This window comes from Paraperibacillus marinus (assembly GCF_046237605.1).
GTDB classification, from domain to species: domain Bacteria; phylum Bacillota; class Bacilli; order Bacillales; family DSM-1321; genus Paraperibacillus; species Paraperibacillus marinus.
This window is the reverse complement of sequence record NZ_CP143542.1, coordinates 2,310,259-2,330,730: the sequence shown is the minus strand read 5'-3', so window position 1 is coordinate 2,330,730 and position 20,472 is coordinate 2,310,259. Positions and strand designations below refer to the sequence as shown.

Here is a 20,472-nt window from a genome sequence, read left to right as displayed (position 1 = left end):
CGAGTAAATTTGGCAAAAATTAGACTAGACGAAAAAGCAGTAGAGTATGCAGTTTACGGTGGAGCAGTCCTCGGCGGAGGAGGCGGAGGCTGGATTGAAGATGGTCTCCAAATCGGCAAGCTTGCTTTTGAAATTGGCCAGCCTGAGCTTATTACAGTGGATGAACTGCAAGATGAGGATTTACTTGTAACCGTGTCTCTGGTTGGTGCACCTGCTGCGAAAGATAAGTATGTGAAGCCGATTCATTATGCGAAAGCATTGGATATTCTTTCTCAAAAGATCGGAAGTCCAATCCAAGGCATCATTACAAACGAAAACGGTGCGGGTACTTCAGTGAATGGCTGGTTTCAATCGGCCGTCACAGGCATTCCAGTAATCGATATTCCATGTAATGGGCGGGCACATCCAACAGGCTCGATGGGATCGATGAATTTATCCGAGCTGCCGGATTATGTATCCCATCAGGCAGCAGTCGGTGGAAAAGGTTCTAACTATATGGAATTAAGTATCTCAAGTTCCCTTGACAAGGCATCAACTGTCATTCGTAAAGCATCGATCGAAGCAGGTGGTCTGTTAGCAGTTGCAAGAAATCCTGTTTCGGCGGCATATGCAAAGGCAAATGGTGCTGCTGGAGCCATTCAGCAGGCGATTGAGGTAGGGGAAGCACTGTTAAGCCATAAGGGTGAGGCAGCCATTCAAGCTGTCGTAAGCAAGCTGGGCGGTAAAGTGGTTGCAGAAGGAGACGTTACAGATTTCATCATTGAAACGACTGGCGGCTTTGACGTAGGAACAGTGACAATTAATAACTCCTATGAAATGACCTTTTGGAATGAATATATGACCATTGAAAAAAATGGCGATCGATTTGGAACATTCCCAGACTTGATTATGACGCTGGATGCGAAAACGGGAAAACCAATCGTATCCGCTGCGATTGAAAAAGGCCAGCAAATTGCTGTCATTTCGGTTCCAAAGGAGAATCTGATCCTGAGCAGTACGATGAGAAATGAAAAGTTAATGAAACCTGTTGAAGAGATTATCAAAAAATCTATCATTCCTTATATCTTTTAAACTTACTAGAGAGGAGCTTATTTATGGTACTTAAGCAAACGTTAACAGTGCTGGAAACATTAGATAGTGGGTATGTAACAGGAGAAAATGTTAAAGAATTATTCAATCAGTTTTCGGATGTCGAGGTAACCGTTACGACGGTCACTGGTAAAAAAGGGAGCACGGATTTTATAAAGATCGTAATTCCAGGTACAAACGGTAAAACAAAGGGTGGCAGCATACCTACTTTTGGAATTATCGGACGGCTTGGCGGCATCGGTGCCCGCCCAAGCCGTATCGGTCTGGTATCCGATGCTGACGGTGCTGTTGCAGCCGTTGCATCAGCGTTAAAGCTGGCTGAAATGCAAACGAAAGGGGATAGCCTGAAGGGTGACGTGATTGTTACAACACATATATGCCCTGATGCTCCCACTCTTCCACATGAACCCGTAGACTTTATGGATTCTCCAGTAGATATCCTGACGATGAATAAATACGAAGTAACGGCTGAAATGGATGCCATTCTTTCAATTGATACAACCAAAGGGAACCGGGTAATCAACCATAAAGGGATCGCCATATCTCCTACCGTAAAAGAAGGATACATCCTTCGTGTCAGCGATGATCTACTCCGTATCATGGAAATGACAACAGGACAATTTGCGGTTACATTCCCAATTACTATGCAGGATATTACCCCTTATGGGAACGATCTCTACCATATTAACTCGATTCTCCAGCCTGCGGTAGCGACAGATGCTCCTGTAGTAGGAGTAGCGATAACGGCTCAAACGATCGTTCCTGGATGTGGAACAGGTGCCAGCCATGAGACGGATATTGCGGATGCTGTCCGTTTCGCCGTTGAAGTTGCTAAAGAAACGACTAATGGCACTTGCGAGCTCCATAGCAGCAATGAATTTAATAGGATCACAGAGCTCTATGGTTCTATGAAAATGCTGCAGACGATGGGCAAAAAGGCTTCTCATCAGTGAGGTGATGGAGGGAGGAAACCCTCCCTCTTTCTGTATTTGAAAAACAGGGGCGTGAAAACATGGAAAAACTAGGGATGATTACAATCGGCCAGGCGCCGCGCAGTGATATAGCTCCAATTTTAGAGAAATATCTCGACGGCCGTGCCGAACTGGTCCAAGTTGGTGCATTGGACGGACTAACTAAGGAATATATCGAGCAGAACTTATATCCAGAAATGAATGAATATGTACTCACTTCAAGGCTGGTCACTGATGAATCCGTTATCATGTCCCGTGAGAAAATTAAACCTCTTTTACAGCAGAAAATTGATTTTCTTGAGGAAATGGGCATAACTAAAATTCTTTTACTTTGTACAGGAGTTTTTCCGGGTCTCAAAACAAAGAGCTCCTATCTGATTGAACCAGATCATATTATTCCTCCAACTGTAAAGGCACTGGTCGGGAATCGTCGATTTGGGGTGATCGTACCTCTCGAAGAGCAAAAGGACCTTCTGCAGCCGAAGTATTCCCCATTCGGTTTAGATCCTGCTTTTGGGGTTGCCTCACCTTATAAAAATGATATGGAAAGCTTTGAACAAGCTGCAAATGAGCTAAAAGACGAGGTTGACATTATCTTGCTGGATTGCATGGGCTACACAGAGAAGGCAAGAGACATGGTGGCCAAATCAACTGGTCTGCCGGTCATCCTGTCTAATGCCATGATGGCAAAATTAGTATCAGAAATGGTTTGAAAAGGGTGGTAAAGATGCATGAGCAAATGATTGAAATTAGTCGGAATGTACTGGAAAAATGCCTTGGATTACAGGAAAAGGAAGCTTTTGTAGTGGTAACAGATGATGTGAAGAAGGAACTTGCCGAATCTCTGTATGAAGCAGGAAAGCGGCTGGGCGCAGAAGCGGTGCTTATGGTCATGCCGGAGAGAGAACGATCGGGCCAGGAACCGCCGGCTCCCATTGCCTCTGCCATGATGCAGGCGGATGTTGTCATTTGTATAACCGAACACTCATTGACTCATACACAGGCGCGCAAGAACGCTGCCGCTGCAGGGGCAAGAATAGCCACAATGCCGGGGATTACAGAAGATATGTTTCTAGAAGGGGCCATTTCAGCCGATTATTCAAAAGTTAAAGATTTAACAGAAAGGGTTACAGAACTACTCACTGCCGGCAAGACAGTCCGTATTGAAAAAGACGGTTATGTTCTGTCTTTTTCCATTGCAGGCCGTAATGGAATACCGAGCACAGGATTGTATTTAATTCCCGGTGAATCCGGAAATCTTCCTTCTGGGGAAGCGTATATTGCCCCTGTTGAAGGAACCGCATCCGGCCGCATTCTGATTGACGGCTCTGTTGCGGGAATAGGGCGATTAGATTCTCCTTTACTGTTAACCATTGAGAATGGGCGGATTGTTGAAGCTGAAGGAGAGGCAGGCGGCAAACTCCTTGAGATCTTAGGGGATGGCGATGGCAGGCTCCTTGGAGAATTCGGAATTGGCACGAATGATAAAGCCAGAATTACCGGAGTTGTCCTGGAAGATGAGAAAGTCTATGGCACCATTCATGTGGCTTTTGGCAGCAATGACACGTTTGGTGGCACAATATCAGCAGGTGTGCATATTGATGGAGTCGTTAAAAAGCCAAATATCTATATTGATGATCAATTGAACATGGAAAACGGTGAATTAAAATAGATTTTGTGCATACCAAGGGGGATGTTCTTTTGAGTAAGACACTTAATAGTGCTACACGATTGGATCTGGAAGGGGTTACCCTGCCGGAGAATATTTTGAACCAGACGATTGAGCTCCTTACCGCCCATGAGTCGGTTCGGGGATTTCTGCCAAAACCCCTTTCCACCGGAATGCTGGAAGCCATCACGACATCAGCAAGAAGTGCTCCTACATCATCCAACTTGCAAGCTTATAGCATCATCATCATTCAGGATGAACAACGCAAAGGTAAATTGGCAGCGTTATCAGGCAGCCAACATTTCATTAGTGAAGCACCCGCATTTCTTGTTTTTTGTGCAGACATCTATAGGTTAAAGCATGTAACGGCATCACAGGGATATAAGTTTGCTGCGAATACGCTCGAAATGTTTCTTCTCTCTGCTGTCGATGCAGCACTGGCCCTGCAAAATTCCATAGTCGCCGCTGAATCGCTAGGCCTCGGCAGTGTTCCTGTCGGGTCGATCAGAAACGATCCTGAAGCAGTGGCCGAGGAGCTTGGTCTTCCTGAGGGAGTTTTTGCGATTTCAGGATTAGCAATTGGCTTTGAACGGGAGGGAGTTAGAAGAGGGGTAAAACCACGGCTTCCCGAACAAGTAACCGTCCATCATGAGACTTACTCAACTACAAATCTTGAAGAAAACTTGGCAGAGTATGACCAGATTATGATTTCACGAAGAACGTATGGTGGGCGGAGGGTTTCTCTCGCAGGAGAGCCTGAAAAACACGGGGTTGAATATGGATGGCGAGAGCATACTGCACGGAGATGCACTCGCCCTGAAACGATAGCTGCTTCTGCAAGTTTAAGAGAAAATCTAAGGGAAGTCCTGGAAGAGCGGGGTTTTTCATTTCAGTAGAACGGGGTGAGAAAAATGGAAGTTTTAGATGCGGTTAAATCAAGGCGCAGTGCCCGGTCATTCGATCAGCGTGCACTTCCGTCAGAAATTATCGAGGGAATCGAACAAGCTATCCTAAGTAGTCCTTCAGGGAGCAATGCACAGGAATCCCATTTTGTTATTGTGCAAGAACAAGACCAAATCAAGCGGCTTAAACGGTTTGCACCCGGGTTATCAGGAGAGCCGGCTGCAATCGTCGTGTTATGCTCCAACGGGACAGAGGCGCACATCCGGGGCGGGGCTGATACAGCTGAGGTTCTTCGGTTTGTGAATCTTGGAATTGCAGCAGCATATATACTATTGGCCACACATTCACTTGGAGTCGCTAATTGTCCTGTAAGATCCTTTCATCCGAAGGCTGTCAAACAGATATTGGGACTGCCGGAAGAAGTTGAACCGGAACTTCTGATCAGCCTGGGGTATACGGACGAGCCGCCGCGGCCTAAAACGAGCAAACCTGCACAGGAGGTAATCTCATATGACCAATATGGAAGCTGCAAAGACTAAAGAAGAATTGATTGAACATCTACGTGACTATGTCGCCTATACCTTGACTAGCGCCAAAGGTCTCTATAGGGAGCCTCAGAGCTACGGTGCGATGAGAATGGTAGATGCAATGGAAAGGGCACTCCGCCTGCTGAAAGAAGTGGGAATAGAAGATGAAGTCCTTGACGACGCACTTTCTGCAGTCAGAAAAAACAGATGGCGTGCCATGACAGATAAAGAGGGATTTGGAAAGGCCATTGATGATTCCATACTGAATTTGGTTAACATCAAATAGGCGCAGCCGCACTCTGCGTGTTCAGTTTTATACTGAAAACCTGACCATTAAGGTAGAATTTAATATACCGAAGGCCACAAAACAGTTAGTAGAAGAATCTTTACAGAAAACGGTCAATTAAGTAAAGACAGCCATCCCCGTACATTTTTTTATCGTACTGAGGGCTACTAAGTTTAATATTTTTTTGATTTTTCTCTCAATGTGTAATGAATTTGAACACCAAATGATTGTTACTCGGAATGGCTTTTAAGAAAGCAATAAAGGAAATGGAGAAATGGCGTGCTTACGGGTAACGGGTGTGCAGTATTTTTTTCCTTTTGATACTTAACTATTTTAGTATAATTTGATTTCTATATTATTAAAAAACTACTAAGGGGCATCCTTAGTAGTTTTTTCTATAAGTGAATGCACCTAAATATATTAGGGGGTTGTAGAAAAAGCTGTGTATACATATTGGTAAAAATTACACATGCTTTTAAGCTCTTTTAATATATTAAAATAATTACACAAATGTTACAATTATTTTCGCTTCAAGATATAAACTTACATAAAGGGGATATAAGTTATGACAAAAGTAAAAGTAAAGAAGCCTTTCTATAAACGCTGGTGGGTTTGGGTGCTAGCTGTGATTATCATAGTTTCTATTGCAAATGGTTCAGGTGGATCTTCTGACACTTCTGATACTGCTGCCACAAAACAAGCTGAGAAAAAGACTGACCCTGTTAAGGAATTAAAGAAAGTTGATGAAGCGCAGAAGGTCGTTGACAAACTTGAAAAGCAAGTTAAGGAAGCTGCTAAGGAAGAACCAGTTCAAGCAGAAGAACCAGCTGCACCCGCACAACCTGAAATGACGGTATCTCAGGAAAACGCACTTGATAAAGCTAATGATTACCTTGACTATACTGCTTTTTCTAAAACTGGACTTGTTAAGCAATTAGAGTTCGATAAGTTTTCTAATGCTGACGCAACGTTTGCTGTAGAACATGTTACTGCTGATTGGAAAGAACAGGCTGGACAGAAAGCAAAAGATTATATGGACTATTCTTCATTCTCACGTCAAAGCCTCATTGATCAATTAAAGTTTGATGGGTTCACAACAGAAGAAGCTACTTATGGTGCTGATCAGGTAGGGCTTTAATTTGAAGTTAGTTCCTTCAATAACAAGCTGTACACTGCCCTTAAGGAATATGAGAATGGCATATGTAAAACTGCTGAACAGCTTACCTGGTCAAAAATAGAAAGTTAAGACCTATATAAAAGAAAGACAACAGACACTCCTAACGAGTGTCTTTTTTGTCCTTTCTAGCATGCTAACTTGCGAATTTTTTATACGTGGTTTTAAAAATATTATGAACAGCGTGAGGCCTAATCCAAAGACATTTCCCCTCCCAAAAAGCAGCGTTTTGTCCTGGGAACCTAAAATCAAGCATATTTCCAATCCCACCATGAACAAACACTTTGTCCTTGAAATACCACAAAAGATATAGGGAATATATGGGAACCCTTTTTCTGTAATACAATCTATATTTTTAAACGGTTATCACATACTATAAAAATAGGAAAATATTATCTGAAAAGGAGTTTTGTGTGAATGGTTAAAAAGGGTTTGGTTCTCTTGTTTGCGCTGGTTTTAAGCCTGGCTGGAGTGGTGCCTGCAAATGCGGATACCGATACAACACCGCTTATTCTAAAATCCACTTCAATCAGCGGGGATGAATTCCAGATTGGGGATGCCATCACCATGCAGTTTACGGTTGAAGACGATTTTGAGTCGGGACCTGCGCCTGATGCCGATATTAAACTAATGCACAGTTCCGGCCAGAATTTTTCCAGCACGATGCGGTATATCGGGAATAATACGTATGAATTTTCGTATCGCGCCGACAGTCGTCTAATCCAGGGGGAATGGCATGTATCGGTTTTAACGCTGTATGACAATGCACGCAATGCAAAAATCTATGACACCAGTTCGCCTTTGATATCAAAATTGCGCTTTAAATCGCTCGGCGGAGATGCCGATACCACTGCACCAGAGCTTACCTCGGTAAAGCTTAGCAGTACGTCTGCCCAGCCTGGTGACAAAGTGATCGTCACCATCGGCTATAAAGAAGAAGGAAGAGGTTTGTCGCATGGTTCTTTAACTCTTAGGCATATTGAAACGAATAGATTTGATCTTTCCAGTGATATTTACCTTAACAGTGCAACTGGTGAGTATGAGGCGGAAATAACCATTCCAAAGTTTACACGGAACGGTGTTTACGATATCGGAAAGCTGTTCCTGACCGATAAAGCTGGCAATGAAAATAGGTATTGGGCCGAATGGTTCCCTATACTAGCTCAAGCACAGTTGACAATTTCAGGTGCAATTACAGATACTACCCGCCCTGTATTCCAATCTATTACTGTAGACAAGAAGGAGCTCTATCCCGGCGATTCCTTAAATGTTGTTGTGAATGGGTTGGATACTGGTTCTGGCCTTGCGCAAGTCCAGGTACAATTCACAGGAAAGGAAGCTTATAACTATGATGATACTTTTTGGGATAACTTGACTGTCACCAGCTCAAATAATCAATGGAAAGGAAAATTGCAGGTTCCCAAATTTTTGAAAGATGGAGTTTATTATATCGAACAAATTTACCTGAGGGACCAGGTCGGGAATACAACCCATGTTGAAGTTACTGACCACTTGCCGACGGTAAAAGTGTTACCGGTGTTCGCTGGAGTCACTTCAGGGGCCATCAAAAAAGGCAGCATGTTTGACCCGATGGCAGGAGTCAGGTTCTTCTCCAATCTGGAAGGGGATAGGACAAAGGACATCGTCGTGAAGGGTTCGGTCGATACCAATATCAACGGAATTTACTTGCTGACATACTCAATGGATAAGTACAATTCTTACAGGTGGATGACAGTAAATGACCCGCAGGCTATTGACCCGGTTTATTTTAACGGAAATGTGAAAATCGGTGTTCCATCAAACAGCTCGGTCACCCTGTCCGACGGCAGTACAATCAAGACCATTTCGGCGGAAACAACCGTGACCAAGGATGGAACGTATCAACTAACTAACAACACAGGTGTAACGCCGAATTCATCCAAACTCTCGTCCGCCTACCAAACAAACGCATTCACTCCAATTCCAGCCAGGCAGACGATGAAGTTCATAATTGACCGGGTAAAACCGGCAGCACCTGTCCAGAATACAGTTTACAGTCAATCTGTATCGGTCAGCGGAAAAGCTGAAGCCTACTCAACTGTGAAGGTCCTGAAGAATGGTGTGTATCTTGCCCAAGGCAAAGCGGACGCAGCCGGAAAGTTCGCGGTCCGCATCCCGAAACAAAGTTACGGGACAAAGATCTCAGTCCAGGCAATCGACAGGGCGGGCAATGCTGGCAGTGCTTCTGTAAAAACAGTGCTGTATGTACCTGGCCTTGATGCAGTCAGTAACCGCTCAACCTATGTGACTGGGAAATCTTTTTCAAAAAGCAAGATAAAAGTCTACTCCAACGGGGTGCTCATCAAGACGGGGTACGCAGATTCCTACGGAAATTACAAAATCGCCATTCCAAGGCAAACTGCCGGAAAAGTAATGAAGGTAATCGAAACATCTGTCAGTGGAAAGAGCTTTTCCAGCCTGCCGGTCACGGTTTCGGATAAGATCGCACCAGCCGCTCCAGTCCTCCATAACGTGTACAGTCAATCCGTGGCAGTCACCGGAAAAGCCGAGGGCAGATCGAGTGTGAAGGTTTTGAAAAATGGTGCATATCTCGCCCAAGGCAAGGCGGACGCAGCTGGAAAGTTTTCAGTACACATCCCGAAGCAGCGCTATGGAACGAAAATCTCCGTTCAAGCAATTGACCGTGCGGGTAATGCTGGCAGTGCTTCTGTGAAAACAGTGCTGTATGTGCCTGGCCTGGACCCAGTCAGCACTCTTTCAACCTATGTGACCGGAAAATCATTTTCAAAAAGCAAGATAAAAGTCTACTCCAACGGGGTTCTCCTCAAGACGGGGTTCGCAGATTCTTCTGGAAACTACAAAATTACGATCCCGAGGCAGGCAGTGGGAAAAGTAATGAAGGCAGTAGAGACAACCGTCAGCGGAAAGAGCTTTACAAGCCTGCCGGTCACGGTGTCGAATTAAAAAGGCCATTCGAAAGCAAAAACCAGGCACTTTACGCGGTACGCTCGTCAAGACAGTTACTACTTTTTAATTGTTATCATGACCAGTAATTAAACGGAGGATCTTAATTCTCTTTAATAGTAAGGAGATTGAAAGACTGGAGGAGTCGAAAGATACCCGAGGTTAATGTAACTAATATAAAGTATCTTTGGGTTGATTGTATGAATCCGAAGAAGGTAATTACAGAATGCCAATAGTGGGTGAACCAGTATTGGCATTCTGTAAGTTTCAATAAATTATTCTTCGGGGTGCTTTTTTTAATTGCTCTTAATGGTCGTGGAAAGAATGAAAAAATACATGGTTAACCCTTAGATATTTGGTAGAAGTGATGAATAAGAACATGAATTCAGTTATTACATGCAGTAAAATATCAATTTGAACAACTTAGAAAACAATCAAAGTCTTATTAACGAGCAAAAATATAAGTTACGTAATTTGTCCAACCATCAAATAAAATAAAAGTCATTAATGTTTTAACCTATCTCAAGAGATCATTGTAAAAATTTAAATATTAGGTTATAAGCTCTTAATTATTCTCGCGCATAACAGAATCAATAAAATAAAAACCAGCAAGAATAAGCCTAATGGGTTTATTTCCGAGGTGCAAACAAAAGCTTTGCGGAATTTTTTTAAGAATGAAAAACAAAATAAATAAAAAAAGTCGTTTCTTGAAATGGAAACCGACTTTTTTTGGGTTGAAACTCCCTTTCATTGTAAACCCACATTTTTCGGACTTATCCTTAAGTTGAAAACTCTACCGCACTACAATATATTTAACAGCAGCAGATACAGAAGGTAACATTTATGTTGGCTTCTGCGGTACACATACTGGAAGGGTTTCCAATACATCTAATAGCTACACTTTGAACGTCCTCCACCTGTAAGTTTATACTTCCACTAAAGAAGTCAGGATTAGCAGGAAATGGAGACACTTCGATTTCTCTTTCAATTGGAGTATTATTACCTCGTGTTTGTATAATAACAGTCATAGGACAAGGTCTTTCTCCAGCAATCTCATTAAATTGGCTAACGATAATCTGTACTTTATTGTGATTCTGAGTTAAATCCTCAAATATAATCCTTTTTTTTCTATCACAGACTTGTCGTATGGAGATGGGGTAATCATTTCTGCCAACGAAGCATTGCGACATAGATTTCACCCCCTTTTTTAATATATTTATAGATATTCAAAGAGTAGTTTTTCTGAAATAGGACAAAAGTTGATTTTTTATGAAATAGATTTATTATACATTTTCATCATTTCAGAAAGAAAACAGCTTTTTCTAGATTCCAAGGAATTGTTGAATATCCTTTACTTCTAATACTTTAGGTCATTCAGTATTTGGTTCATATTTGTTTCCTCCGATTGTGCAATAGTTCAACCTCTTATAAACATAAAAGATAAGGCTCCATACATTGCAATGGACCCTTAAAACTCTTGCATTTATTTTTCAGGTTCCGGTTCAGACTTATTCTGTATTAATCTCTCTAAAGGCTTTCAGAATAATCAAAATCATAAAAATGAGGTCCAAACCGGATAATCCGGATATTCTTCACTGATTCACTCAGTAGGCCTTCCTCAAAGGTCACCCTGCAGCACTCTTTGCCGAGGATCTCGCCAAAAATCTATTTGACGGTCTTTTCTTCTCCGGGCAGGTAATACAGTACAATCTGAACCTTGTGGTTCGTGTACTCTCTTAATTTTTTAAAATGCTCCGCATAGTATTTCAGCTCCTGTTTCCTCGCTATTGAAGGGCAACGTTCCAACATTTTCTCTAAATTCATACTTTTGCTCAGGGAAAATCGGGCTTGATTTTCGAGCAGCCGGATTCATCTATGATTATACTTCTCTTACAAAGTCAAAAATACAGAGGACAAGTATTTGTAAGATTATGTAACACGGTATGGGACAAATTTATCTATATTCGGTATTCTCTTTACAAGAGGTGTCCAACAAACACCAAAAATGTAGAAAGGAGGGAGAATAATGGATTATGTGTCCCCCGGTGATGTTGTCGAAAATATGATAAAAGCGGGCCAAGCCAAAGCGAAACTTTCGCCGAAAGACTTAATCGTTCGCGGAGCGATGGCTGGTGTATTCCTAGGATATGCTACCACGCTCGCTTTCACGGCATCTATACAAACACAAATGCCGATAATAGGGGCGATTTTGTTCCCCGTTGGATTCGTGATGGTCATTCTGCTCGGCTTGGAGCTGGTTACGGGTAATTTCGCCCTCATCCCGGCCGCCCTATTGGATAAGAAAGCAAGGATGAGCGAGATGCTCGCGAACTGGTTTTGGGTATTGGCCGGGCACTTGGGCGGAAGCCTGTTGTACGCATGGCTGTTTGTAGTTGCGACCACCAGCTTTGGTCATACCCCTGAAAGTCCCATGATTGAGCAGTTGATCAAAGTGGCTGAATCCAAAACCCTGGCCTATAAAAGCCAAGGTGTGGATGGACTCCTCACCGCTTTCATTAAAGCCATTCTATGTAACTGGATGGTGGCATTAGGTGCCATCATGGCGATGACCTCTAAATCGACCGTCGGCAAGATTGTTGCCATGTGGCTTCCGATCCTGATCTTCTTCGGTCAGGGCTTTGAGCACGCCGTGGTGAACATGTTTGTAATTCCGGCTGGAATCATGGCCGGAGCCCAGGTTTCATTGTCTGACTGGTGGTTATGGAACCAAATCCCTGTCCTTTTGGGGAATTTGTCCAGTGGTGTTTTGATGGCAGGCTTAGCCTTTTATTATACCCACAAGGTCAAAGGGCCATTTGAATCAGAACCACATGTAACATCTACCGAATTAAAAATTAAAAATGGATAACGAAAGGGAGTATATGATATGAGCAAAGTAATCGAAAAGCTAAACGTTTTAGACCGTAAAGAGGCGACCCAGATCCTTTTGGCAGCAAAAAAGCAAAAAGGGTTAACCTATCAAGAACTAAGTGAAGTAATTGGCCGGGACAAGACCTGGGTGGCCGCGGCAATCTTAGGCCAAGCAACGATGAGTGAAGAAGAAGCTTTAACGCTCGTCAAGATTTTAGATGTTGACCCTACCGTTGCATCTGTCCTTCAGCAGTATCCAATGAAAGGCTCCTTGGACTCGGCTGTGCCCGTCGACCCGTTGATTTACAGATTCCACGAAATCAACCAGGTGTACGGAACTACGTTCAAAGAAGTCATCCAGGAAATGTTTGGGGAAGGCATCATGAGTGCAATCGACTTCCGGATGGACATCCAAAAGAAGGAGGATCCGAACGGTGACCGTGTAATTGTGACATTTGATGGGAAATTCCTACCTTATAAAAAATGGTGAAAATCGTTCTTTGAAAAGCAGTTTAGTCGGAACCCGCTTTGTGCGGGTTTTTTTATTTTGCAACAAAATGCCTTCGGTTAAGATAGAATGTAAGGGATAATGATAGAGGAATGTTTCGATGAACGCAACGACCAAGTATTTTAAGGTAGAGTCAAACGAGCAGAGTGAAGGGGCTGAAGTTGTATCAAATAAATGAATAGACCGGAGCAAATGAAGTATCGGAAAGAGTGTTTTTTAATTTTTGTGCAGCACAAAGTAAATATAATTTAGAAAATGGATGTGATATTCTAACAATATGTATTTATTTAAAAAAAAAGGATATATCGAAATGAAAGAAAGGATGGGGGAGAATTATGAAATCATTTTCAGTGGTTGCTGATTATCTAACTGAACATGCTGATTCATTAGCGGTTAAAGTCGTTGATGATATTGTCCAAAGACTTGGGATCGTACTTTCTCAAGAAGACTTAGAGTATTACTATAGTGTTTACACTGAGTTCATCACATTATCGGCTGAAGGCATAACTTTAAATGAATATGAGGTACCAGAAGGTTTTTTAAAAATGAGTCGAAAAAGTGCAGAACGTTCAGCGGCGCTCAGGGGCAGAATTTCAGGAATAATCGGGCGTTATCCTCAAATTAGATTGGGTCTTATAGACCAAATCACAAAGGTTTCTTTAGAGCATGGACTTACCTTTGAAGAATCTGCTGAAATAAATAAACGTGTTAACTATATGCTCGATATAACCGTTACTGAGACCATACTTGCTTTTGAGCGACAGACCGATAGTGTCATTGATGAAAGAGGAAAAGAGTTAATTAAAAAACAAAAAGCAATTGATGCATTATCGGCTCCAATTGTACCTATCCATGATGGTATTGCTATTCTTCCTTTAATAGGAAACGTTGAATCTGGAAGAGTTGAACATATTTTTAATTGGGTTGTACCCGAAATTTCTCGATTAAAGCTTGCATACCTTATCATGGATTTTTCCGGAATTGTTACTATTGATACATATGTTGCAAGTCAGTTATTTAAAATAAATGATGTTCTTCAGTTGTTAGGAGTAAAAATGGTTTTTACTGGTATTCGTCCCGATTTAGCAAAAAAATCTATTAGTGCCGGAATCGACTTTTCATCGATTAAGACGTATGGATCTGTTTTAAAAGCGATAGAAGTTATAAAATAATCACATATACTTCTAATCAATAATAAAAAGGCTCATTCATTATAAAAATTGACTGGTCATTTTATTTATTTTAAGAGATCCATTTGTTCATTTTGAATTATGAGCAATTTTGTTCAGCGTTTTAATTAAAAATGTTCCGTTAAAAACCTCCACAATCATTTCTTGAGGAGGTTTTGTTTTTCACACCTTTAGTCTTCTTTTATGGATGCTTAGCACCAATTTTGTAAGCAATAGTGAAACGACTAGAAAGACCATAAGCCTTAAAATGTCTTGGAGGAGAATTTCATAATCCCCTGTGGAAATGAGAGTTCGAAATCCTTGTAGGGTATAAGTCATTGGCAATACATAGTTAAGCCTCTGAAGGGTAGTAGGCAAAAGTTCCACAGGAAAGGTGCCTGCGCTCGGTGTGAATTGAAAAACGAGCAGGATGATACAAATAAATCTTCCTGCATTATCACCAGCTGTGACCAGGATTTAAATGGTAGCTATAAACACTAAACTCGTAAAAATAGAAAAGAGATATAAATGAACCAGGTGCAGCGGTTTCAGTCCGACCAATTGAACCAATAAGAAATTGGTAATCAGGCTATGAAAAATCGAGATGACAAATAAACCAGCAAATTTTTAAACAAACCAGCTAAAGGCAGATTGGGGCGGTGCGATTGTAACCCGAAAAGGAACTACAGTTGATAGGTTCGTAAAGGCACGGCGAATTGTCTATAAAAAGGCGGTGGAGATCGTTGAGCAAGCGGTTAGAGGACATACTGCAGCACGTAAATAAATTGCCGGAAGAGACTGCGCGGTTATACCTTGCGGAGGTATTGGGTAGGTATTCAGACGGCGGGTTCCGAAAGGAAAGCGTTAAATCACCTGCGGAAAGTGCATAGCGAAATAGTGCGTCCGGAAATAATAAAAATAAGTTATAAAAAATAAGGGCTGGCCTTATGGCTGGCGTTTTTATATTGAAGGCGATCATATGGAAGGAAAGAAACGGTATTCAAAAACGTATAAATACGGCAATTCGACCGTTATTGTTCATTCTGATTTGCTGAAGCTTTCGGAGGATGAGAGCAGGCAATGGTTCAAAAGGGAAATGGCGGAAGGCAATCCGGTATTAGAAGATATTACCCGCGCAGTAAACGCATGTTATCGCGATAATGGAGAGGATAGGAATGGAAAAACGAAGTAAAGCCGGACGGCCGTCGGAACCAGGCAGCCGTTCGATCACCGCCACTAGGAAGCGATATTCCTCCAGGTATTTGATTCGTGTAACAAGACGGAGGTCTGCCGTGAATTGAATATATCGCGGATGGCATTATGGAAATGGGAGCAACGTGAGGATTATCGGGAGCTTTACGAGAAGGAATACCGAGAGTTCCAAACGTTATGTCGCCGGGGACTGCGAAGGAAATATCGTTAATTACGGTTTACATTATTTTATATCCTGCGATATTTTAACGTGATAAAGCGTTGGTGTTACGCCATTGTTGCGGGTAGAATAGCGCGATACAAAACGTTACATTTCACTCGCTGCGGCCCTCGGACGAATGACCCCTCGAATTTTTTCAGCCCTGCGCAGGATCGTCGCTATATTTTCGTATGCAAGATGTTAGCGGACTAAAGCGCAGGTGGAGCGCCAGAAACCACATTCATAACGGATAAAAACGGTGCAGTCCACAGCCCTTGCGCCCCATGCGATTCACAATCCGCTAACTTCCTATAGTTTTGATTATGTAAACTAACGATGCATACGTCATACAGAAATATGCACGGAGTAACACCGCTGCTCATTCCGGAAGGGGCCCCACCCCGGGGGCCACCCCCTCTATTTTTCTTCTATTAGTGCCTCTTAAATCCGCGCACCAAAAAAATCATTTCAGTTTTTAAACGATAGTTTGACGAAGCTCAAACGCAAGCCTGGCAAGGGTTTGTCGTATTTTCGCTATATCTTTTTCGTGTGTCTATCGTATACAATTAATGGAAAAGGGGGCGGTAGAATCGTGAAAGTTTTACGAGCTGTGGGTGCGATTGTATTTGCGTTTGCGATTGTCGGAATTGTTACGATGATAATTGACATATCGACAGATCCGCCAGATAAGCCGGAGCCAACGGTAGAAGCCAAGGCGCCAGCAAAGGAGGAAACTCCAAAGAAAGAGGAGCTAGCGAAAGTTCAGGTGAAGGATGAAGAGAAGCCGGCGCCAAAGCCGGCCGCACCTCAAAAGACGGAAATTACATTTGCGGAGTTTGATACGAAATTCGAGCGGGATCCCGATATGGAATCCTATCCAAAAGGGGTCTTTCAGTTAAGCGACGGATCAAAGGTTAATGCGGACTATATTCAGTATAGGGAGGGCGGTTACTTCGATTATGCCTCAGCTATATTTTTCGAAGGAAAACTCGCCAGCCTGCAACTTGAAACGGAGGCAACCTTAGGCGATGTAAAGGCGGGCTTAGGAGTAGACTTAACAAACGCTGTCGTGGAGGAAAGACCAATCGGATATGAAATAACGTTCGATGATCGGTTTGCTGAAAGTAATATTGCGATATATCCCAATGAATGGGAATGAAAAGAGCCTCGGTATTATGGAGGCCACTGAAAATCTTCCAATTTTTTAGATTTTCTAAAGAATCCAAACGAAAAAAACCGATTCACTTCCATGTTTTTGGAAGTGAATCGGTTCTTTTTCTGTTTTTTTCTCTTTTTGCTTTTATTTTTGTACCATCAGTTTTAGAATTCTTTTTAAATTGACTGTAAATATGGCCATGGCACCTTGCATTTCCATGCCAATCAGACCCGAGGATGTGGCTACATCATACCCGTGCCTGTGTTTCAATTCGCTATTCTTCGCCTCTATTTTATACCGTTCTTTTGATTTCTCTTTGAAGTACTCACTTTCCTGAAACACTGCCTGATCAGAGTGTTCAGGTGACTTCAACGAAACAGAATACGTCTTGCTTTTCGCTCCTTCTTTATAACAACCTTCCCTTAACGGGCAACGCTTGCATTTTTCAATATCAAAATAATAGGTATCTACCTGGTTCCTGCCGTTACTGTCCGTATGTTTCTTCCCTTGTCGAGCCTTCCTGATTGCGAGGTGTCCTCCTTTACATACATACATCCCAGCGTCCTTATTGAATTCAAATTCATTTTCCTTACTACGAGTGCCTTGGGTAATATTTGGATTCAATTTGGCAATCAATTCAATTTCGTTTGTCTTGCTATAGATAATATTCTCTTTTTCTGAATATGCCGTATCGCCAATCACCGTTTCAATCTTCATACCAGCTTCTTTGCTTTTCTCAATAAGAGTATGAAGTTGCTTGCCATCATTTTTGTCGCCTGTCGTAATCACAGCTGCCGTGATAATTCGTTCCTCGCTCATCGCCAGGTGGGTCTTATATCCAAAGAATGAAGTATCTGCTGTCTTGTGTCCCACCTTCGCATCCTGATCCTTTGAACATTGGAGCTGTTCCAAGTCATCTGAGACTGTCTCTTTCAATAGGTTCAGCTGTTCCTTAACGGCCGGATAATGGACTATTGTCTCTTCCTTTTCGATCACTTCAATAAGTTTTTGTGAATAAGTAATTTCATCCTCCAACACATCCGTTTTTTTCTTGGGAGGGAATTTGGACTTCATGGATTCATCGATTTGGTAAATCGCCTTCCTCAGCTTCTTGGAGCGCTCCATCAGAACTTCCTTCGGTTTCATCTGATTATAACGGGCTTTTGTATGAGTGGCATCGACGATAATGGAATTGCTTTTGATAATCTCTTTTTCTAAGGCAATCTCTACCGTTTTATTAATAAGCAAATCCAGGAGGTTGCTATCCTTTAACCTCAATTTACGGAATTTGGTCAGGGAGCTCGGGTTTATAACTTCCTCTTCTGGAGTCATGTCCAGGAAATATTTGAAGGACATATCGTATTTGGAACGCTCAATAATATCCATGTCCGAAAGGTCATGGATGGTTTTTAATAATAGGTATTTGAACATTCGGATCGGGTCGATTGCGTTCCGGCCATTATCAAGGCAATACTTATCCTGGAGCTCTTCGTAAACAAAGGTAAAGTCGACCAGATCATTAATCTGGCGCAACATATTATCCTTTGGCACGATAAGGTCATAGAGACCCATATAAGGACTTAGTTTGATTGATTGTTGCATTGGCATCATTGGAACCACCCATTTCGAATAGATTACCTTTATTATAAAATAAAAACCGCCCGAATCCCTTAAAAAAGTCAGGAATTTGGACGGCTTATAGTTTGTCTAAAATATAGGTTCAGTAGCACTAGGTTGATTGGAACGGAAGGTGCGGAGACTCCTGCGGGATTAGCGGGACAGGTGAGACCCCGCAGGCGCTATAGCGCTGAGGAGGCTCACCGCACGCCCCGCGGAAAGCGTAGCATCCTGGAGTGGAAATCAACCGTCCAATTTAACAAAGCTATCCTTTAAGGACTTTTTCAGTGCCCTCGTATTATGCCGGGGCTTTTTTTGTGTTTACATATCGAAGAAATCTTCGCTCTTTGCCTTTAGATCCACCTTGCGTATTACCTGCAGCTTGAAACAAGTCAACCCATTGATGACGCTGAAAATAAGTGTCAATTTAGCAATTGAAACAGTTGAAGAAATACCTCTCGAATATGAAATAACGATCAATGACGGTTTTGTAGAAGGACATATTATAATATACACCGATGATTGAAGAGAGCCACTGGGGGGAGAAAGGTCATCCATAAATTACCTGTTAAAATGAAAAACCCCACCAGAAGGTGAGATTGGTATTTTAAAACATAAGCATACTTCCACTAAATATTACAAGTAAATATAAAATATAAAAAAGCCAATCGTTCATCTGTTTCGACCCATATTTACCAGTAATTTTGCCAAGTAAAGCTTGGATTTTATGAAAAAACAAAATAATAATGGCTAGTAAACTGGCTATAGTAATAATTATTTGTATGAAAGTATGTGATAAGGAGCCTAAAAACATTGAAATTATGGTTAAAGCACTAATTAAGATAAAAAAGTTCACAGTATGTTGCTTTTTTATATTTTCCACATCTAGCACCTTCCTTTACTTATCATTTTAGCACATTTTCCTTTTTAGTAAATAGGTAAATTACATTTATGTTAATATTTGGAAAAGAGTTCTTTTGTCCTATTGTTAGACTATTACAAAATTTGTAATAATAAGGTTGAACAAAATGTAAAAAAATGGAGGGATATTGATGAATTTAATGAAAAAAATTGCTTTGTCGCTCATGTCCATGTCACTTGTCTTGCCTGTTTCAGCCGCATTTGCCAAAGAAGGATCCACCTCAGAACCAATCAAAAAACAAGAGTATAACTTTTATGTTAAATCTAACAAGGAACTTTCAAAAGATGAATTGAAAATATTAAGAAATAAGATGAAATACAAAGTAAAAAATTATGACGGTATAAAAGTTTCTACAACGGAAGTTGAAATCAATGGAGTTATTGCTGAAATTATAATGGATAATTCTGTTTATGAAATAACAGATGAAATGCTCCAAAAAGCAAATTTACATATTTTAGAACAACAAGAGTTATTAGAAAAACAGATTAATACCCAATCCGTAGTTGTGCTGGATAAAGGGTCTTCTAACTTATCCGTGAGTGGTCCAGGATATGTTGAAGAAAATCCAGGAGGGGGTACAGTAGTTGCAGAATTTAGGGATCCATTCAATAAAACAGCTCAATCAGCGTTTATAAGAACTGCAGTCATCTCTACAGTTGGTGTGCTTGCTAGTAGATTAAGCATGAATATGGGTCAAAGAGGGAAAGAAGTTGCAACTGCAGGAGCTACAACAATTGCAGCAACTTTGAGTGCTGCTACGGTTCCTAAATATGCTATTACCAAGCTAGTTAAATCATACTCAGACCGCTATAAATATTACATGGTTGATCAATATATAAGCGCATATACAGATGAAACTCAAGACAAGCTACTTAGAACTTCGATTTATTATGATGTTAAATCATCAGCGTCAATGTACGGTATTTAAATAATAATGTGGCTTGCAAGTCATAAGTTCAATAACATATTGAACTTATGTTTTTTTTAGAAAAATGTAAAAAACGTGTAAAAGTGAACTTAGAACTAGAAGGGTTAGAACTTAAATATACCAAAAGAGTAGTTATACAGATACAAAGTTTGTACGGTATTGATAAAGCTATAGCACTGGAAATGCTTGTGGAAAAAACAGCATATTTGGACCTAATGGAAACTGATGCTGATTTAGTAATGCATTACCCTCCAAAGTATTGGATTGATAAGTTACTTCAGCCCAGGCCAGTTTTAGCTTAATTTAT

Annotated in this window: 18 protein-coding genes; 16 read left to right on the top strand and 2 right to left on the bottom strand. The window is 41.4% G+C overall.

Annotation, left to right across the window (positions count from 1 at the left end):
- Nucleotides 1-9 precede the first annotated feature (9 nt).
- The 12 genes from V1498_RS11890 to V1498_RS11835 all read left to right on the top strand — a co-directional run bounded on the left by V1498_RS11890 (nt 10) and on the right by V1498_RS11835 (nt 14,134).
- Complete coding sequence (locus V1498_RS11890) at nt 10-1,071, top strand: DUF917 domain-containing protein (protein WP_409293885.1); 1,062 nt, start codon at nt 10-12, stop codon at nt 1,069-1,071.
- A 23-nt stretch (nt 1,072-1,094) separates the two neighbouring features.
- Nucleotides 1,095-2,042, top strand: coding sequence for a DUF1177 domain-containing protein (locus V1498_RS11885; protein WP_409293884.1), 948 nt, complete (start codon nt 1,095-1,097; stop codon nt 2,040-2,042).
- A gap of 59 nt (nt 2,043-2,101) precedes the next feature.
- Nucleotides 2,102-2,773, top strand: a complete 672-nt coding sequence (locus V1498_RS11880) for an AroM family protein (RefSeq protein WP_409293883.1) — start codon at nt 2,102-2,104, stop codon at nt 2,771-2,773.
- Nucleotides 2,774-2,787: 14 nt separating this feature from the next.
- Nucleotides 2,788-3,732: an aminopeptidase gene (locus V1498_RS11875; RefSeq protein ID WP_409293881.1), complete on the top strand. Its 945-nt coding sequence runs from the start codon at nt 2,788-2,790 to the stop codon at nt 3,730-3,732.
- A gap of 29 nt (nt 3,733-3,761) precedes the next feature.
- Entirely contained in the window at nt 3,762-4,625 is an 864-nt protein-coding gene (locus V1498_RS11870) for an NADPH-dependent oxidoreductase (protein WP_409293880.1), read from the top strand.
- Between the two features lie 15 nt (nt 4,626-4,640).
- Complete coding sequence (locus V1498_RS11865; protein WP_409293879.1) at nt 4,641-5,171, top strand: nitroreductase family protein; 531 nt, start codon at nt 4,641-4,643, stop codon at nt 5,169-5,171.
- Nucleotides 5,143-5,445 carry a DUF6092 family protein gene (locus V1498_RS11860; protein ID WP_409293877.1) on the top strand — a complete coding sequence of 101 codons (303 nt, stop codon included), beginning with the start codon at nt 5,143-5,145 and terminating at the stop codon, nt 5,443-5,445. Before V1498_RS11865 ends, V1498_RS11860 begins: the two co-directional genes overlap by 29 nt.
- A gap of 565 nt (nt 5,446-6,010) precedes the next feature.
- Nucleotides 6,011-6,583: an Ltp family lipoprotein gene (locus V1498_RS11855; protein ID WP_409293875.1), complete on the top strand. Its 573-nt coding sequence runs from the start codon at nt 6,011-6,013 to the stop codon at nt 6,581-6,583.
- Between the two features lie 453 nt (nt 6,584-7,036).
- Nucleotides 7,037-9,583: an Ig-like domain-containing protein gene (locus V1498_RS11850; protein WP_409293874.1), complete on the top strand. Its 2,547-nt coding sequence runs from the start codon at nt 7,037-7,039 to the stop codon at nt 9,581-9,583.
- A gap of 2,026 nt (nt 9,584-11,609) precedes the next feature.
- Complete coding sequence (locus V1498_RS11845; protein ID WP_409293872.1) at nt 11,610-12,452, top strand: formate/nitrite transporter family protein; 843 nt, start codon at nt 11,610-11,612, stop codon at nt 12,450-12,452.
- A gap of 18 nt (nt 12,453-12,470) precedes the next feature.
- The gene (cynS, locus tag V1498_RS11840; RefSeq protein WP_409293870.1) at nt 12,471-12,944 is read left to right on the top strand and encodes a cyanase; all 474 of its coding nucleotides are present in this window, start codon (nt 12,471-12,473) and stop codon (nt 12,942-12,944) included.
- 353 nt (nt 12,945-13,297) lie between these two features.
- Complete coding sequence (locus V1498_RS11835) at nt 13,298-14,134, top strand: STAS domain-containing protein (protein WP_409293869.1); 837 nt, start codon at nt 13,298-13,300, stop codon at nt 14,132-14,134.
- Between the two features lie 180 nt (nt 14,135-14,314).
- On the opposite strand, the gene V1498_RS11830 is transcribed toward V1498_RS11835, so the two are convergent.
- Nucleotides 14,315-14,560: a hypothetical protein gene (locus V1498_RS11830; RefSeq protein WP_409299261.1), complete on the bottom strand. Its 246-nt coding sequence runs from the start codon at nt 14,558-14,560 to the stop codon at nt 14,315-14,317.
- A gap of 550 nt (nt 14,561-15,110) precedes the next feature.
- Between V1498_RS11830 and V1498_RS11825 the strand changes: the two genes are divergently transcribed.
- Together V1498_RS11825 and V1498_RS11820 are read left to right on the top strand one after the other, a co-directional pair.
- Nucleotides 15,111-15,323 carry a hypothetical protein gene (locus tag V1498_RS11825; protein ID WP_409293867.1) on the top strand — a complete coding sequence of 71 codons (213 nt, stop codon included), beginning with the start codon at nt 15,111-15,113 and terminating at the stop codon, nt 15,321-15,323.
- A gap of 811 nt (nt 15,324-16,134) precedes the next feature.
- Nucleotides 16,135-16,701, top strand: a complete 567-nt coding sequence (locus V1498_RS11820; RefSeq protein WP_409293866.1) for a hypothetical protein — start codon at nt 16,135-16,137, stop codon at nt 16,699-16,701.
- 141 nt (nt 16,702-16,842) lie between these two features.
- Here V1498_RS11820 and V1498_RS11815 read toward each other — a convergent pair whose 3' ends face one another.
- Nucleotides 16,843-18,309, bottom strand: a complete 1,467-nt coding sequence (locus V1498_RS11815; RefSeq protein WP_409293864.1) for an IS1182 family transposase — start codon at nt 18,307-18,309, stop codon at nt 16,843-16,845.
- Between the two features lie 1,058 nt (nt 18,310-19,367).
- Here V1498_RS11815 and V1498_RS11810 point away from each other — a divergent pair.
- Nucleotides 19,368-20,165 (top strand): hypothetical protein, encoded by a 798-nt coding sequence (locus tag V1498_RS11810; protein ID WP_409293863.1) that lies wholly within the window; start codon nt 19,368-19,370, stop codon nt 20,163-20,165.
- 47 nt (nt 20,166-20,212) lie between these two features.
- On the top strand, nt 20,213-20,467 hold the full coding sequence (locus tag V1498_RS11805) for a hypothetical protein (protein WP_409293861.1): 255 nt from the start codon (nt 20,213-20,215) through the stop codon (nt 20,465-20,467).
- Nucleotides 20,468-20,472: the final 5 nt, after the last annotated feature.

Excerpts from the sequence above, each read along its gene's own strand:
- V1498_RS11855 (WP_409293875.1), top strand. The coding sequence starts at position 6,011 with ATGACAAAAGTAAAAGTAAAGAAGCCTTTCTATAAACGCTGGTGGGTT.
- V1498_RS11865 (WP_409293879.1), top strand. The coding sequence starts at position 4,641 with ATGGAAGTTTTAGATGCGGTTAAATCAAGGCGCAGTGCCCGGTCATTC.
- V1498_RS11880 (WP_409293883.1), top strand. The coding sequence starts at position 2,102 with ATGGAAAAACTAGGGATGATTACAATCGGCCAGGCGCCGCGCAGTGAT.
- V1498_RS11805 (WP_409293861.1), top strand. The coding sequence starts at position 20,213 with ATGTTTTTTTTAGAAAAATGTAAAAAACGTGTAAAAGTGAACTTAGAA.
- V1498_RS11845 (WP_409293872.1), top strand. The coding sequence starts at position 11,610 with ATGGATTATGTGTCCCCCGGTGATGTTGTCGAAAATATGATAAAAGCG.
- V1498_RS11825 (WP_409293867.1), top strand. The coding sequence starts at position 15,111 with ATGGAAGGAAAGAAACGGTATTCAAAAACGTATAAATACGGCAATTCG.
- V1498_RS11815 (WP_409293864.1), bottom strand. The coding sequence starts at position 18,309 with ATGATGCCAATGCAACAATCAATCAAACTAAGTCCTTATATGGGTCTC.
- V1498_RS11835 (WP_409293869.1), top strand. The coding sequence starts at position 13,298 with ATGAAATCATTTTCAGTGGTTGCTGATTATCTAACTGAACATGCTGAT.
- V1498_RS11850 (WP_409293874.1), top strand. The coding sequence starts at position 7,037 with ATGGTTAAAAAGGGTTTGGTTCTCTTGTTTGCGCTGGTTTTAAGCCTG.
- cynS (WP_409293870.1), top strand. The coding sequence starts at position 12,471 with ATGAGCAAAGTAATCGAAAAGCTAAACGTTTTAGACCGTAAAGAGGCG.
- V1498_RS11810 (WP_409293863.1), top strand. The coding sequence starts at position 19,368 with ATGAATTTAATGAAAAAAATTGCTTTGTCGCTCATGTCCATGTCACTT.
- V1498_RS11885 (WP_409293884.1), top strand. The coding sequence starts at position 1,095 with ATGGTACTTAAGCAAACGTTAACAGTGCTGGAAACATTAGATAGTGGG.
- V1498_RS11875 (WP_409293881.1), top strand. The coding sequence starts at position 2,788 with ATGCATGAGCAAATGATTGAAATTAGTCGGAATGTACTGGAAAAATGC.
- V1498_RS11860 (WP_409293877.1), top strand. The coding sequence starts at position 5,143 with ATGACCAATATGGAAGCTGCAAAGACTAAAGAAGAATTGATTGAACAT.